Here is a 14,288-nt window from a genome sequence, read left to right on the forward strand (position 1 = left end):
GAGGAACGCCATGCCCAAGGCATTGCTCGGGAACGACCTGGTGATCAACGAGGACTCGTGCAACCTGAGCTGCGAGTACTGCCTGACCGGCCAGAGCAACCTGAAGGAAGGCCACCAGCTCAAGCTCATCTTCCAGCCACCCACCCGCGACTCCTACGCGCCGGGCGGCCCGCTGGCGGAGCGGATCGACACGGTCTCCGACCGGCTGCGGGACCACTTCCGCCTCCCGCTGCTGAAGGTCACCGGCGGGGAGATCTTCCTGGTGAAGGACATCATGGACTTCCTGGAACGCGAGGCGCCGAAGTACGAGGTGCTCGTGGTCCAGACCAATGCGGTGCTGGTGAAGGACGAGCACCTGGCGCGGCTGACGGCGATCCCGAACGTCGTGCTGCAGATCTCGCTCGACAGCCACCTGGCGACCGGCAACAGCTACCGGGTGGCCAAGGGGTCCTTGCACGACCGGATCGTCGCCGGGATCGGGAACATCATCGACTCGGGCATCCCCGTCGAGATCTATTCGGTGCTGAACGACCGCAGCGTCCCGGAGATGGCGGAGTTCGCCGGCTGGCTGACGGGTTTCGCCAACCGGCCGACGTACTTCCCGTTCCCGGTGCGAGGACCGGATGCCGAGCGCTTCATGGTGCGGCCGGACCAGGTCCACCACATCGAGGAGTTCGCCGCCCGGTACGCGGAGTTCGCGCCCGTCCTGCCACCACGCGCCTACTTCGACCGGCTGCTGCGCTTCTTCCACGAGGGCCGGCGCACCTTCCGCTGCCACCTGCCCCGGCTGGTCGTGTCGACCTTCAGCGACGGCGTCGTGACGCCGTGCCCGAACATCTGGTTCAGCGACATGGGCAACACCCTCGGCGAGGGGTGGGAGAAGGCACTGGACAAGGTCGGCGAGACCGGCCTGTACAAGGCGCTGCTCGCCCCGCGCCCTCGGCTCGAGGCGTGCCACGGCTGCTTCACGCCGTGGGACACGCTGTCGATGTACTTCGAGGACGAGATCACCCTGGACGAGCTGTGCGCCGCGCCGACGTACTCCCCGCCGCGGATCAGAACGCTGCTATCCGAGATGAAGCGCGAGTACGTGGAGTCCCGCGATGGGTAGCCTCGCCGACCTGGTGCGCACCGGTGACCCGGACCGGCTCGTCGTCAACGGCCGCACCGCGGCGGAGATCGACAAGGAGGTCCAGCGCCGCGCGGACGAGCTGCGCGCGGCGCGGGTGACCGGACCCGTTCCGCTGCGGGCGCCCAACGGCGCCGACTGGCTGGTGGAGTTCCTCGCGCTGCTGGACGCGGGGGCGAGTCCGCTGCTGGTGTCGGAGGACGCGCCGGACCGCGAGCTGTGCCGGCTGCTTGACCTGGTTCGCACCGCGGACCCGGTGGGGCCCGCGATCCTCGTGCCGACCTCGGGCTCGACCGGGCTCCCGGCGGTCATCACACGGACCGAGGCGTCCGTGCTGCGGGAGGGCGAGCGATACCGCACATCGCTCGCCCTGAGCGGAAGCGACCGGATCCTGGTCCCGCTGCCGCTGTGCCACGCGTACGCGCTCGCGTGGGCCGTGGCCGCGCTGGTCAGCCGGGCCGAGCTGCGGGCCGTCGCACCCACCGCGCTGACCGCGATCGAGCACGAGCTGGCCGAGGGAGCGACGATCGTCGCGCTCGTGCCCACCCTGGCCCGGCTGCTCGCCACGCGGCGGCTGCGGCGGGGCGGGGAGCAACCGGTGCCGCCTCGGATGGCGATGGTCGGCGCCGGGCCGGTCGACCACCGGCTGGAGGAGACCTTCCGCGCCGCGTTCGGCTTCGGCACCGCACGCAACTACGGCTCCACCGAGACCGGGACCTTGTTCGCCGGCGAGGCGGACCTGCCGTCGCTGTGTGTCGGACGCCCACTCGACGGGGTCGCGTACCGGATCCTCGACGAGCGCGGGCGTCCCTGCCTCAGCGGCCGGCCAGGACTGCTGGAGGTGCGCCTGGACGACACCGGTCCATGGCACTCCACCCGTGACCTCGCCGTCCGGGACGAGCGGGGACGGGTGTTCGTGCTCGGCCGGCAGTCGAACGCGATCCGCCGCGGTGCGCGGTGGGTGGCGCCGCTGGAGGTCGAGGACGTGCTGCGGGACCACCCTGCGGTCCACGACGTGCACGTGCTGGCGCGGGCCGGGCGGTTCGAGGGCGAGGACGCGATCGTCGCCGAGGTCGACGCCGACGCGGACCTGGCCAACGGCGAGCTGCTCGCGTTCGCCCGCGAGCGGCTCGCACCGCACAAGGTGCCCACCGAGATCGTCCGCACCGCCCGCCTGGACCGGTCGATGACCGGCAAGGTCAGGGCCAGACCGCGGTACAAGCTCGCCGGACCGGACGTCGTGGCGGCGGCGGTGCGCGGGTACAAGGCGGCCGAGCTGCTCTTCGCGCTGCACGACCTCGCGGTGCTCGACCGCCTCGACGGCCGCACCGGCACCGACGAGATCGCCGCCCGGCTCGGCCTGTCCGTGACCGAGCTGGACTGGGCACTGGACGTCGCGGCCCGCCTCGGCCTGGTGGTGACCGGCGACGAGGGCGCCCCCGAGACCGGCCCGTACCTGGCCCTGGAGGCCGCGCTGTCCCGCGACTGGACGGCCCGCGAGACGATCACGGACACGCTGCGGCACGGCCGGCACCACGTCGACACCCGCACCCCCGACGACGAGGTCGTCGGCGCCTACCAGGCGGCGATGAACGGCCCGTGGACCGCGGGCCGTACCCGGCTGGGGCGCCGGCTCGCCGCGGTCCAGCCCGGCGCGCGCGTGCTGGAGGTCTCCGCCGGACCCGGCCGGTACCTGGTCGACCTGTTCGCCGAGGACCCGACCGCGACCGGCGAGCTGGTGCCGCTCGGCCGGTTCGCTGGCCAGCCCGCGCCCGGTGTCGCCACCACCGACGACCCACCGGCCGAGGCGTACGACCTGTGCGTCGTCACCAACGGCATCCACGGCCCCGTGCCCGGCGACGACCTCGGCTGGCTGCTGTCGCGGCTACGGCCCGGCGGGCGGCTGCTCGTCGACGACGTGTTCCTGCCCCGGCAGGGCGCCGGGGCCGAGCTGGGCATCGACTGGCTCACCCACGGCGGTTGGTCGTGGCCGACCGTGACCGACCTGACCGCCGGCATCGCCTCGGCGGGCGGGACGGTCGAGCGCGAGATCCGGATCGGCACGTCGCCCAGCCACCTCGTCCTCGCCACGGAAGGATCGTGATGGCCGACACCGCTCATCTGACCGCCCGGTACGGCCTGGACGACCGGGTCGCCGTCGTCTCCGGCGCCTCCGGCAACATCGGCGCGACCTGCTGCCGGGAACTGGCGTTGGCCGGGGCCACGGTCGTCGCCGGCTACCACACGGGCGAGCAGGCGGCGAAGCTGCTCGCCGAACAGATCGAGGCCGATGGCGGCACCTGCGTCCCCGTGGCCGCGGACCTGTCCCGGCCGGACGGCGCGCAGACACTCGTCGACGCGGCACTGCAACGGTTCAAGCGGGTGGACATCGCGGTCGCGGCGGCCGGGGTCCGGACCCGCCGCCTCGCGCTGTCCACCGACCCGGCCACGGTCGCCGAGCTGCTGGCCGTCAACTTCGCCAGCGCGATCGGCCTGGCCAAGGCGTGCCTGCGGCCGATGCTGCGTGCCAGGTACGGCCGGATCATCCTGTTCGGCTCGCGTGCCGGGGTCAGCGGGCTGCCGGGCCACTCGGTGTACGCGGCGACCAAGGGCGCGTTGCAGCCGTGGGCCGCGTCGGTCGCTGGGGAGCTGGGCACGCACGGCATCACCGTCAACGTCATCGCGCCCGGCGCCATCCGCGCCGAGCAGACCGATTTCCACTCCGAGGAGGAACAGAAACTCGTGTTGAACTTCATCGGCGCCGGGCGGTTCGGCGAGCCGGAGGAGGTGGCCGCGGCGGTGGGGTTCCTCGCCTCCTCGTCGGCCAGCTACCTCAACGGGAGCACGGTGGTCGTCGACGGCGGGGCCCGGTTCTGATGAGGGCGATTCGAGTAGCCGTGGTCGGGCTCGGCTGGGTGGGCCGCGAGGTGTGGCTGCGCTGGCTGTCCGCCGACCCCGCGTACGAGGTCACCGCCCTGGTCGACCGGGACCCCGACGCGCTCGCCGTCGGGGCCGTGCTCGCGCCAACCGCCAGACTTTGCCGACGGGTCAAGGAGATCGGACCGGAGCTGGCGGACCTGGCGATCGTCGCGGTGCCCAACGACCTGCACACGGCCACCGCGGAGGCGTTGCTGGGCAACGGGGTGTCGGTGTTCGTCGAGAAGCCGGTGTGCCTGTCCCGGACGGAGCTGGCGCGGCTGCGGGCTGCCGAGGCGACGAGTCCCGGCCGGCTGCTCGCCGGCAGCGCCGCCCGCTGGCGCGGCGACGTCGGGACCCTCCGCTCGGTCGTGCCGGCGCTCGGCCGCATCCGGCTGGTCGAGCTTTCCTGGGTCCGGGCGCGGGGGATACCCGCGCAGGGCGGCTGGTTCACCGAGCGGCAGCGAGCCGGCGGCGGCGCGCTGATCGACCTCGGCTGGCACCTGCTCGATGTCGGGCTGGACCTCATCGGGCGGCCGGAGATCGTGCAGACGTGTGCGGTGACCTCGGCGGACCTGCTGGACGACGGCCGGTGGGCGGCGTCATGGCGCGGGGACGAGGTGGCGAGCGGGCAGAAGGACGTGGAGGACGGCGCCGCCGGGTTCCTCGTCACCGACGACGGTGTTGGGATGTTCCTGCGGACCGCATGGGCCTCGCACCAGGCACACGACGTCACGAAGATCAGGCTGCACGGTTCGGCCGCCACCGCGTCGCTGTCGTGCACGTTCGGGTTCAGCCCGGCCCGTGAGCCGATGCCGCGACTGGTCGTGCACCGGGCCGGGCTCGCCGAGCCGGTGCCGTTGCCCGACGAGCCGGTCGGCGCGGAGTACCGCCGGCAGCTGGTGAAGCTGCCGCTCCTGCTCTTCGGTCCGTCGGCCCGTGGCCAGGCGCTCGCCGAGACGGCGACGATCATCGGCGCGATCGAGGCGCTGTACGCGTCCGCCGGGCAGCCGCGTGCCAGGGCGGCGCAGGAGCGGGTCAGTTGAGTTACCTCGGCATCGACATCGGCGGGACCAAGGTGGCCGCGCGGCTGGAGACCGCGCACCTCGCGTACGAGGAGGAGATCCGCTGGCCGCCCGATCCCGATCCGAGGCGGGACCTCGCCCTCCTCGGCGGTCTGGTCAGACGCCTTGGGCCGCGAGGGCGGCACACCGCGGTCGGTGTCGCGTCACCGGCGACCCTCGACGGCGCCGGCCGGGTCGTCGCCTGGCCGAACCGGCCCAGCTGGATCGGCGTCGACCTCGTCGCCGCGCTGCGCACCCACCTGGACGGCGCGCCGGTCATCGTCGCCGACGACGGCAGCCTGGCCGCGCTCGCCGAGGCCGACGCGGCGGGCTGCCCCGACCTGGTCTACCTCGGCGTCGGCACCGGGGTCGGCGGCGGACTGGTGTGTGACGGCGAGCTGTTCGCCGGCGCGGCCGAGCTCGGTCACCTGGTCGTTCACCCCAGCGGCCCGACGTGTTCCTGCGGTCGCGACGGCTGCCTGCAGGCCATCGCGTCCGGCCCGGCGACCCTGCGCCGCGCGACGCACCGCCGGGGCGTCCCGACGACCGGCGACGACCTGATCGCGGCGGCGCACCGCGGCGAGGGCTGGGCGGTCGGCGCGGTCGTCGAGACCGCCGTGGCACTCGCGCTCGCCGTCGTGTCGCTCACCGAGATCGTCCAGCCGCGCCGGGTCCACATCGGCGGCGGGTTCGGCCGCGCCGTCCCCGGCCTGGTGCCGGCCGTGGCACACCAGGTCGCCGCGCTTGCCAGGACCGGCATGCCACTGCCGGTCGTCGCACCGGCAGTCCTGGGCGCCCGGTCCTCCCTGCACGGCGCCCTGCTGTACGCCCGCAACGCACAACCACAGGAGGCAGCAGGATGACAACCCTCGAGTTCCCGGAGTGGCCGCAGTTCGGTGTCGAGGAGCGGACCGGGCTGTTACGTGCCCTCGAACAGGGCCAGTGGTGGCGGGTGGGCGGGTCGGAGGTGTCGAGCTTCGAACGGGAGTTCGCTGACTACCACGGGGCCGCGCACGCTCTCGCGGTCACCAACGGCACACACGCGCTGGAGCTCGCCGCGGAGCTACTCGGGGTCAGACCGGGCGACGAGGTGATCGTGCCGGCGTTCACGTTCATCTCCTCCGCCATGGCCATGCAGCGGCTCGGTGTGGTGCCGGTGCCGGTCGACGTGCTGCCAGACACCTACTGCGTTGACCCGGCCGCGGTCGCCGCCGCCGTGACCGACCGGACCAGGGCGATCATGCCGGTGCACATGGCCGGTGTCGTCGCCGACATGGACGCGCTGGACAAGGTCGCCGCCGACGCCGGCGCCGCGATCCTGCAGGACGCGGCACACGCACAGGGCGCGCGGTGGCGTGGTCAGCGGGTGGGTGAGCTTGGCTCGGTCGCGGCGTTCAGCTTCCAGAACGGCAAGCTGATGACCGCGGGCGAGGGCGGCGCGGTGCTGTTTTCCGACCAGGAGATGTACGACGAGGCCTTCATGCGGCACAGCTGCGGCCGCCCCCCGACCGATCGTCGGTACCTGCACCAGACGATGGGCTCGAACTACCGGATGAACGAGTTCTCCGGCGCGGTGCTGCGTGCCCAGCTGGCCCGGCTGCCGGAGCAGATCGCGCACCGGGAGCGCAACTGGCCGATCCTGTCCGACCTGCTCGCCGCGATCCCCGGTGTCGAACCGCAGGGCCGCGACGAGCGCTGCGACGTGGTGCCGCACTACATGGCGATGTTCCGGCTCCCCGGCTGGCGCGAGGAGCAGCGCAACGCGGTCGTGGACATGCTGACCGAGCGGGGGATCCCGGCCTGCGTGGCGTTCCGGCCGGTCTACCGGACCGACGCCTTCTGGGCCGGTCCGACGGAGGCGACCTCGGTCGCAGACCTGGCCCGCCGCTGCCCGGTGACCGAGGCGATCGGCCGGGACGGCATCTGGCTGCACCACCGGGTCCTGCTCGGCGACGAGACCGGCCTGATCGCGATCGCCGCCACACTGGCCAGCGTCCTGTACGAACTGCGCCGGTCGTGAGACGGCCTGCGTCAACGAGTGGCTGGAGCACTCGCCTGCCCGCTGGCCCGGCTCGCAACCGGACCTCAGGGGAACGTGACGTGAACCAGCCACAAGTACGTGACCAAGCAGAACCATCCGCCCCGAACGCAACCAACACATTGAATGGCGGGGAGGCGGAACTGCTCAGCGTCGTCATCCCGACGCGTGACAAGGCACCGAGGCTGCGGCTGACGCTCGCGTGCCTCGCCGGCGAGGCGGACGACCGGACCGAGGTCCTGGTCGTCGACGACGGGTCCACCGACACCACGGCCGACGTGCTCCTGGAGGCGGCCGAGCACCTGACACTGCGAGTCCTCGCCGGTGGCGGGCTCGGGCGGGCCGGCGCACGCAACCTGGGCGCGGCGTACGCCCGGGGCACCCAGCTCGTGTTCCTCGACGACGACGTGCTGGTCGGGCCCGGGTTCGTGGCCGCGCACCGCCACCGGTGCGAGCCGGACCGGTTCGTCCACGGTCAGCTGCGTGAGCTGCCCGCGGCCGACCACCTCGTCCGCACGCTCGACGGCGCGCCGTACCCGGCGGTGCGTGCGGCCCGCGACCTCATCCACAGTGGACAGTCCGCGCACCCGAGGCATCGCCTGCGGGCCAACGCGCTGGAACGCGCGGTCGAGGCCATGCACGGCGGTGAGCTGCCCGACGCCGTGCCGTGGCTCGGCTGCGTCGGGGCGAACGTGTCGATGCCGCGTGACCTGTGGGCGCGGGTCGGCGGGTTCGACGCCGGCTTCGGCGAGGTCTGGGGATGCGAGGACCTGGAGCTGGGCCTTCGGCTGCACCAGGCCGGCGCGCGCCGGGACGTGGTGCCCGCCGCGTTGGGCGTGCACCTGACCCACCGGCGCGCCCGGCGGTGGGACGAACACGCCGTCAACATGGACCGGTTCGCCACGCTGCACCCGCTGCCGGCGGTGCGCGAGCTGCCGTTCCTGCTGTCCGCCGCCGGCGATCCCGCCGTGTACGTGGGCCGGGTGCTCGCCGGGGGAGCGGCGCCGTCGTGACCGCGCGGCTGGTCGTGTCGCCGCATCCGGACGACGCGGTCTGGTCGCTCGGCGGGTGCCTCGCGCGGTGGCGCCACGCCGGCGACCCGGTCACCGTGCTGACCGTCTTCGACGGCCCGCCGTCCGGCCCCGTGGCGGGCTGGCGGCAGGTCGCCGAACCCGCCGTCCGGCACGAGGAGAACCGCCGCGCGCTCACCACGGTGGACGTCCTCGGCGCGTCCGTGGGCCTGCCCGACGCGGCACTGCGCACCGGCGACCGCGGCCCGCGCTATCCACGCCTGCTGAGCCTGTTCACCCGGCCGAACCCGGACGACGCCGCGCTACCCGGCGCCATCGCCGCCACGATCCGCGCCCATCTGGCTCCCGGCGCCGCGCTGTACGCGCCCCTCGCCGCCGGCAACCACGTCGACCACCAGCTCGTGCGCGCGGCGGTCGAGACCGACCCGGTCCTGCGTGCCCGCGCGACCTGGTACGAGGACATTCCCTACCGCCTCGGCCCTCGGGACACGACCGGTCTCCACCCTCGGCACGAACCCGTCGACCTGTCCGCCTGGCTCACCGCCGCCGCCTGCTACGAAAGCCAGGCCGACGCGCTCCTCGGCGGTGTTCCGCAGCTACGGGCCACCCTCACCGAGCGGGCCGCGGACCACGGCGGCGCGGTCCGGCTGTGGACTTGACTGTGTGCCGGCGACCTGACGTGCACGCGCGCAGATTTCCGCGCAAAGCCGAAAGAATCGACATATGACGCTACCCGACGCCGCGCGCCGCGTGGACGCGGCCGAGCGGTTCATGTGGCTGAACGCGCGGCTGATCGACCGGTTCCGGTTCGACTGCCTGTTCCGCGACGGCGACTCCGACCGGGTGATCGCGGCGCTGCGGCCGTACCAGAACCCGGACGGCGGCTTCGGCAACGCGCTCGAGGGTGACTTCCGCGGGCCCGTCAGCCAGGCCACCACCGCCGACTTCGCGTTGCGGATGATGGACGACGTCGGCCGTGCCGACGCCGATGTCGTCATCCCGTTCTACGACTGGCTGATGACGGTGACCAGCGAGGACGGCGGCGTGCCGATGGTGCTGCCGACCGTCGAGGGCTACCCGCGCGCGTCATGGTGGGAGAACCCCACCCCGCCGGGCTTGAATCCCACCGCGACCCTGGCCGCCTTCCTCTGGCGCTACGAGATCGACCATCCGTGGCGCGACCCGGCGACCGAGTTCGCGTGGCGGGCGTTCGACGACATCCCCGCCCGCATCGAACGCGGTGAGTGGCCGGTGCAGATCGCCTACGACGTCCGCACCGCCGTCCAGTTCCTCGACGTCGTCCCCGACCGGGACCGTGCGGAGAAGACCTGCGCCGAGGTCGGCAGGATCCTCATGGACCACGACGTCATCGCGTTCGACCCGAACGCGTCCGGCGACATCTCGCTGCCGCTGGACTTCGCGCCGGCGGCCGACTCCATCACGCGGAGCTGGTTCTCGGACGACGTGATCGAGGCGAACCTCGACGTGTTCACCGAAGCACAGGACAGCGACGGCGGTTGGCAGGTCCCCTGGGACGTGTGGAACCCGCCGGGGCTCGCGGAGTGGCGCGGCTGGTTCACGATCGAGCGCATGAAGACCCTCCGTTCCTACGGCCGCATCTGACTGTGAGGAAGCAGCGACGCCATGGCCGCCCCCGCCGTCCAGGAGAACCCCCAGCTCGCGCTGACCCCGGTCGACAGGCTCACGTTGCGCCGCACCCGGCGTCCCACCGACCTGTTGGAACGGCTGGCCGAGGGCGCGCCGCGGCTCGTCCGGTTCCGGCTGCGTGGCGCGGACACCTACCTGCTGATCGCCCCGGAGCTGGTCCGTGAGCTGCTGGTCAACCAGGCCCGCGCGACCGGCAAGGCACGCGGCCACGACCACGCCAGGATGATCCTCGGCCATGGCCTGCTCACCAGCGACGGCGACCTGCACCAGCGGCAGCGACGGATGATCCAGCCCGCGTTCCACAAGAGCCGGATCGAGCAGTACGCCGACCAGGCCGTGGTCACCGCCACCGTGCTGGCCGGGCACCCGGACTGGCACGACGGCGCGGTCCGCGACGTCGCCGACGACATGATCGACCTGATGCTGCTCAACATCGGCCGGATGCTGTTCGGCGCCGACCTGACCGAGGACGCCGCCGCCGTGGCCGGCGCGCTGACCACGCTGCTGCGGCCGTTCGAACGACGGCTGCTGCCGACCAGCAAGCTGGTGCGCCTGCTGCGTACACCCGGCGACCGGCGGATCACCGCCGCCGGTGCGGAGCTGAGCCGCGTGGTCGAGCGCCACATCGCCGCGCACCGCGCGTCCGGCGACCGCGGCGACATCCTGTCGATGCTGCTGTCGGCGCGTGACCCGGACGGCGAGCCGATGCCGGACAGGCAGGTGCGCGACGAGGCCGTCACGATGATGCTGGCCGGCCACGAGACCTCCGCGGCGGCGCTGTCGTGGACGTGGCTGTTCCTCGACCGGAACCGGGACGTCGCCCGACGCCTGCACGAGGAGGTCGACCGGCTCGACACGACCCCGACCCACGGCGACCTGGACCGGCTGCCGTGGACACGTGCGGTGATCGCGGAGTCGCTGCGGATCATGCCGCCGACGTGGATGATGAGCCGGCGTCTGCACCAGGACGTCGTGTTCGACGGGTGGACGGTCCCGGCCGGCTCGGCGTGCGTCGTGGCCCAGTGGCTGACCCACCGCGACGAACGCTGGTGGCCGGCGCCGCTGGCGTTCCGGCCAGAGCGCTGGCTCACCGCCGACGGCGTGTTCGACGAGGCCGCACCTGGCCAGCCGGCTGGCGCGTACTTCCCGTTCGGGATGGGCCGCCGGGTGTGCCTCGGCCAGCCGTTCGCCCGTGCCGAGCTGGCGCTGGTGCTCGCGACGCTGGCCCGCCGCTGGGCGCCGTCACTCCTGCCCGGCCACCCGATCGGCTACCGGCCGGGCACCGCGCTGCGTCCCGCACACGGCCTGCGGATGACGATGCACCGCCGGGCGTGAAGGAGCTGGGCTGATGGCGGGAACGCACAAGCTGCCGCAGGACCTGACCGCCGAGCTCACGGGTGGCATCCGGTCCGGCGGTGAGGAGTGGGGCGAGCTCACCGTCCGGTACGTCGAGGTGCCGGCGGGCACGGACGTGACGCCACTGCTCAAGGGACTGCCCGGGGACCTGTGCCAGTGCCCGCACTGGGGTCTGATGCTCGAGGGCGAGATGTGGCAGCGGTACGCGGACGGGTCGGAAATGGTGACCAGAGCGGGGGAGCTGTTCTACTGGCCGCCGGGCCACACCGGGATCAACCACGTCGACGCGGTGTTCGTCGAGTACAGCCCCACCGAGCGGCTCCGGCCGGTCATCGAGCACATGGCGCGGCAACTGGAGTAGGGCGCGGTGTCGTCACCGCCGGGCGGGCGAGGCGCACGGCCACCGCGACGAGCACGCCGAGCGCGATGGTGAGGACGGCGGAGGCCAGCAGCGTCGACCGGCCGCCGATGGCGCTCACCACCGGCCCCCCGAGCAGCATGCCGAGCGCGGTGGCCGGTGTGGTCAGCGCGGCGCGGGTGGCGAGTACCCGGCTGAGCATGTGCGGTGGACAGGCCCGCTGGAACAGGGCTGTGCAGATCGCGGTGAACGGGCCGTAGATCAACCCGCCGACGGCGAAACCGATCAGGCCGGGCAGTACCGCGTCGGTGAGCCCGAGCGGCAGGAGCGCGGCGCCCCAGCCGACGATGATGAGCACCACGACCGCCCACAGTGGACGGTCACGCAGCAGTCCCGCGCCGAGGCCACCGGCCACCGCGCCGACGCCGAACACCGTCCAGAACAGGCCGAGCAGGCCGGGCGAGCCGTACAGCTCCGCGACGTGGATCGGCAGGGCGACCTCGACCGGGCCGTAGAGGAAGAAGAACACGCAGGTGACCGCGGTGAGCCCGAGCAGGCGCGGCTGCCGGAGGATCGTGCGCCAGCCCTGCGTCGTCGGCTCGTCGACCTGTTCCGCCACGGGCGTGTCCGCCCGGCGCGCCCGGACCAGCCAGCAGCTCACCGCGAGTGCCGCGAAACTGGCCGCGTCGGCCCCGATCACCCAGCCGGGACCGGCGAGTGCCGTCACGCCGCCGGCCAGTGCCGGGCCGACCACGACCGCGGCCTGGGTGAACGTCGACACCAGCGCGTTGCCGGCGACCCGGTCCTCGTCCGGCAGCAGCTCGGCGATCAGCGTGTAGGTGCCGGCGTTGCCCCAGGCGTGCAACAGCGAGGACACCGCGAGCAGGGCGACGTAGGCGGCCGGGGCGAGCGCGCCCGCGACGGCCAGTACCGCGATTGTGCCCAGCGCCACGGCGCGCAGCGTCGCGTCGACCGCGACCAGGCGGGTGCCGGTGAACCCGCGCACCAGCCGGCCGAACACGGCCGCGCCGACCGTGGCGGGCAGCGAGTAGGCCGCCACGGCGAGCCCGGTCCACACCCCTTCACGGCCCGGCGGCGCGATCTGCACGGCCAGCCAGGCCACCGCGACCAGGCTCATCCCGTCACCGAGTGCCGACACCAGCATTCCCGGCAGCAGCCGGCGCAGCACCGGCTGCCGCACCACCCGCCCGTACGCCCCACTGATCATGACGGCGACATTAGGCGCGAGCCGGGCCGGGATGCTTCTCGAATACTGATCGATCTTTACGGCGCCGGTGGGATGTTGAAGTTGATCCGGAACATGTTCGCCGGGTCGTAGGTCGCCTTGGCCTTGGCGAGCCGGGCGTAGTCGGCGGGGGTGAACGCCAGCCTGACGCGTTCGGGATCGGCGTCGCCGACGCCGGAGAAGTTGTAGACCGTCCCGCCCGTGGCCCACGGGCGCATCTTGTCGTGCAGCTGTTCGTGGGCGCGACGCGTCATGTCCTCGAGCCCCGGCTCGAGGACACACGCGGCGAACAGCGTGAAGGCGGTGTCGCGGCCGCCGACCGCGCTGGGGACCGCCGCCGGGCGGGTGTAGGCGCCGCCCAGCTGGCGCATCTCGATGATCAGCGGTGAGCCCGCGTCCGGTCCGGCCAACGACAGGATCGTGTCGACCGCGCCGGCGTCCAGCGTGTGCAGCGAGAGGTTCGAGTCGTACGCCGGCGTCGGTTCAGTGGGGTCGTTGTAGATCGTGCCGACCTGGTCGTAGGGCATCTCACCCAGCGTGTCCAGAAACTGCGACCCGAGGTCGCGCAGGGGCTTGACCAGCCGCTCGCCCTCCTCGGCGGTGCCGGTGTAGGCGAGCCGCACATGGGTGACGTACCTGCCGCGGAACAGCTCGGGGATCTCGGGGATCGGCGGGAACCTCATCATCAGCACCGAGGACGACATCTCCTCGGGCACGGTCGGCGCCCATCGGCTGAAGGCGTGCAGCACGTCGGCGGTCGTCTCGGCCGGGAAGAACAGCCCGCCGCCGTACAGCCGTGCCACGGGCACCAGCCCGAACTCCAGCCCGACGACCACCCCGAAGTTGCCCTTGCCGCCACGCACCGCCCAGAACAGCTCCGGTTCGCGTTCGGCCGTCACCTGCCGCAGCCGCCCGTCGGCCGTGACGAGGTCGACCCGGCGTACGCGGTCGGCGGCGAAGCCGTAGGAGCGGCCGAGCGGTCCGACACCGCCGCCGAGGGTGTAGCCGACGACGCCGACATGCGGGCTGGATCCGTTGAGCGGGGCGAGACCGTGCGGCACGGTGTGTGGCAGCACCCGCTGCCAGCACGTCCCTCCGCCGACCCTGGCCGTGCGCGTGGCCGGGTCGACCTGGACGTCGTTCATCCTTCTGGTGTTGATGAGCACCTGACCGTCGGCTGGCACGGCCGGGCCGTGCCCGGTCGTCAGCACCGCCACCGCGAGTCCACGCGCCGACGCGTAGTTGACCGCACCGATCACGTCCTCGGGCCCGGTCGCCCCGACGATCAGCTCAGGGCGGTGATCGACGGTGAGGTTGTACCCCGCCCGTTCGGCGTCGTAGCCGTCGTCACCAGGCCGGAACACCGGCCCCGAGAATGAGCCCATGCCGGCAGCCTAGGTCGAAGGAAACGGAATGCAGTCGCACCGAGCCGTATTTCGTGAGGTTGTCCATTGAACCAAATCCGGGCGGACGCGTACTTCC

General features: G+C 72.9%; 13 protein-coding genes. 11 read left to right on the forward strand and 2 right to left on the reverse strand.

Going from position 1 to position 14,288, the window contains the following annotated elements:
* The first annotated feature begins 10 nt into the window (after positions 1–10).
* The 11 genes from VF106_RS37495 to VF106_RS37545 all read left to right on the forward strand — a co-directional run bounded on the left by VF106_RS37495 (position 11) and on the right by VF106_RS37545 (position 11,563).
* The gene (locus VF106_RS37495) at positions 11–1,111 is read left to right on the forward strand and encodes a radical SAM protein (RefSeq protein WP_330844715.1); all 1,101 of its coding nucleotides are present in this window, start codon (positions 11–13) and stop codon (positions 1,109–1,111) included.
* Positions 1,104–3,233, forward strand: coding sequence for an AMP-binding protein (locus VF106_RS37500; protein WP_330844716.1), 2,130 nt, complete (start codon positions 1,104–1,106; stop codon positions 3,231–3,233). Before VF106_RS37495 ends, VF106_RS37500 begins: the two co-directional genes overlap by 8 nt.
* Positions 3,233–4,006: an SDR family NAD(P)-dependent oxidoreductase gene (locus VF106_RS37505; RefSeq protein ID WP_330844717.1), complete on the forward strand. Its 774-nt coding sequence runs from the start codon at positions 3,233–3,235 to the stop codon at positions 4,004–4,006. Before VF106_RS37500 ends, VF106_RS37505 begins: the two co-directional genes overlap by 1 nt.
* Positions 4,006–5,091: a Gfo/Idh/MocA family protein gene (locus tag VF106_RS37510; RefSeq protein WP_330844718.1), complete on the forward strand. Its 1,086-nt coding sequence runs from the start codon at positions 4,006–4,008 to the stop codon at positions 5,089–5,091. Before VF106_RS37505 ends, VF106_RS37510 begins: the two co-directional genes overlap by 1 nt.
* The gene (locus VF106_RS37515; protein WP_330844719.1) at positions 5,088–5,972 is read left to right on the forward strand and encodes an ROK family protein; all 885 of its coding nucleotides are present in this window, start codon (positions 5,088–5,090) and stop codon (positions 5,970–5,972) included. Before VF106_RS37510 ends, VF106_RS37515 begins: the two co-directional genes overlap by 4 nt.
* Positions 5,969–7,129, forward strand: coding sequence for a DegT/DnrJ/EryC1/StrS aminotransferase family protein (locus VF106_RS37520; protein ID WP_330844720.1), 1,161 nt, complete (start codon positions 5,969–5,971; stop codon positions 7,127–7,129). Before VF106_RS37515 ends, VF106_RS37520 begins: the two co-directional genes overlap by 4 nt.
* A 140-nt stretch (positions 7,130–7,269) precedes the next feature.
* Positions 7,270–8,160 (forward strand): glycosyltransferase family 2 protein, encoded by an 891-nt coding sequence (locus tag VF106_RS37525; protein ID WP_330844721.1) that lies wholly within the window; start codon positions 7,270–7,272, stop codon positions 8,158–8,160.
* A complete protein-coding gene (locus tag VF106_RS37530) occupies positions 8,157–8,837 on the forward strand; it encodes a PIG-L deacetylase family protein (protein WP_330844722.1) in 681 nt (226 codons plus the stop codon). The genes VF106_RS37525 and VF106_RS37530 overlap by 4 nt, the downstream gene beginning before the upstream one ends.
* A gap of 64 nt (positions 8,838–8,901) precedes the next feature.
* A complete protein-coding gene (locus VF106_RS37535) occupies positions 8,902–9,801 on the forward strand; it encodes a hypothetical protein (protein ID WP_330844723.1) in 900 nt (299 codons plus the stop codon).
* A 21-nt stretch (positions 9,802–9,822) separates the two neighbouring features.
* Positions 9,823–11,181: a cytochrome P450 gene (locus VF106_RS37540; RefSeq protein WP_330844724.1), complete on the forward strand. Its 1,359-nt coding sequence runs from the start codon at positions 9,823–9,825 to the stop codon at positions 11,179–11,181.
* 13 nt (positions 11,182–11,194) lie between these two features.
* A complete protein-coding gene (locus VF106_RS37545) occupies positions 11,195–11,563 on the forward strand; it encodes a cupin domain-containing protein (RefSeq protein ID WP_330844725.1) in 369 nt (122 codons plus the stop codon).
* Here the strand turns inward: VF106_RS37545 and VF106_RS37550 are convergent.
* A complete protein-coding gene (locus VF106_RS37550) occupies positions 11,532–12,788 on the reverse strand; it encodes an MFS transporter (protein WP_330844726.1) in 1,257 nt (418 codons plus the stop codon). The genes VF106_RS37545 and VF106_RS37550 overlap by 32 nt on opposite strands.
* Before the next feature lie 56 nt (positions 12,789–12,844).
* The gene (locus tag VF106_RS37555; RefSeq protein ID WP_330844727.1) at positions 12,845–14,191 is read right to left on the reverse strand and encodes an FAD-binding protein; all 1,347 of its coding nucleotides are present in this window, start codon (positions 14,189–14,191) and stop codon (positions 12,845–12,847) included.
* Positions 14,192–14,288 lie beyond the last annotated feature (97 nt).

It is taken from the genome of Actinophytocola sp. (assembly GCF_036378875.1).
GTDB lineage: Bacteria > Actinomycetota > Actinomycetes > Mycobacteriales > Pseudonocardiaceae > Actinophytocola.

Coding starts and splice junctions, on each gene's coding strand:
- VF106_RS37540 (WP_330844724.1), top strand. CDS start 9,823: ATGGCCGCCCCCGCCGTCCAGGAGAACCCCCAGCTCGCGCTGACCCCG.
- VF106_RS37510 (WP_330844718.1), top strand. CDS start 4,006: ATGAGGGCGATTCGAGTAGCCGTGGTCGGGCTCGGCTGGGTGGGCCGC.
- VF106_RS37545 (WP_330844725.1), top strand. CDS start 11,195: ATGGCGGGAACGCACAAGCTGCCGCAGGACCTGACCGCCGAGCTCACG.
- VF106_RS37535 (WP_330844723.1), top strand. CDS start 8,902: ATGACGCTACCCGACGCCGCGCGCCGCGTGGACGCGGCCGAGCGGTTC.
- VF106_RS37550 (WP_330844726.1), bottom strand. CDS start 12,788: ATGATCAGTGGGGCGTACGGGCGGGTGGTGCGGCAGCCGGTGCTGCGC.
- VF106_RS37520 (WP_330844720.1), top strand. CDS start 5,969: ATGACAACCCTCGAGTTCCCGGAGTGGCCGCAGTTCGGTGTCGAGGAG.
- VF106_RS37555 (WP_330844727.1), bottom strand. CDS start 14,191: ATGGGCTCATTCTCGGGGCCGGTGTTCCGGCCTGGTGACGACGGCTAC.
- VF106_RS37500 (WP_330844716.1), top strand. CDS start 1,104: ATGGGTAGCCTCGCCGACCTGGTGCGCACCGGTGACCCGGACCGGCTC.
- VF106_RS37505 (WP_330844717.1), top strand. CDS start 3,233: ATGGCCGACACCGCTCATCTGACCGCCCGGTACGGCCTGGACGACCGG.
- VF106_RS37495 (WP_330844715.1), top strand. CDS start 11: ATGCCCAAGGCATTGCTCGGGAACGACCTGGTGATCAACGAGGACTCG.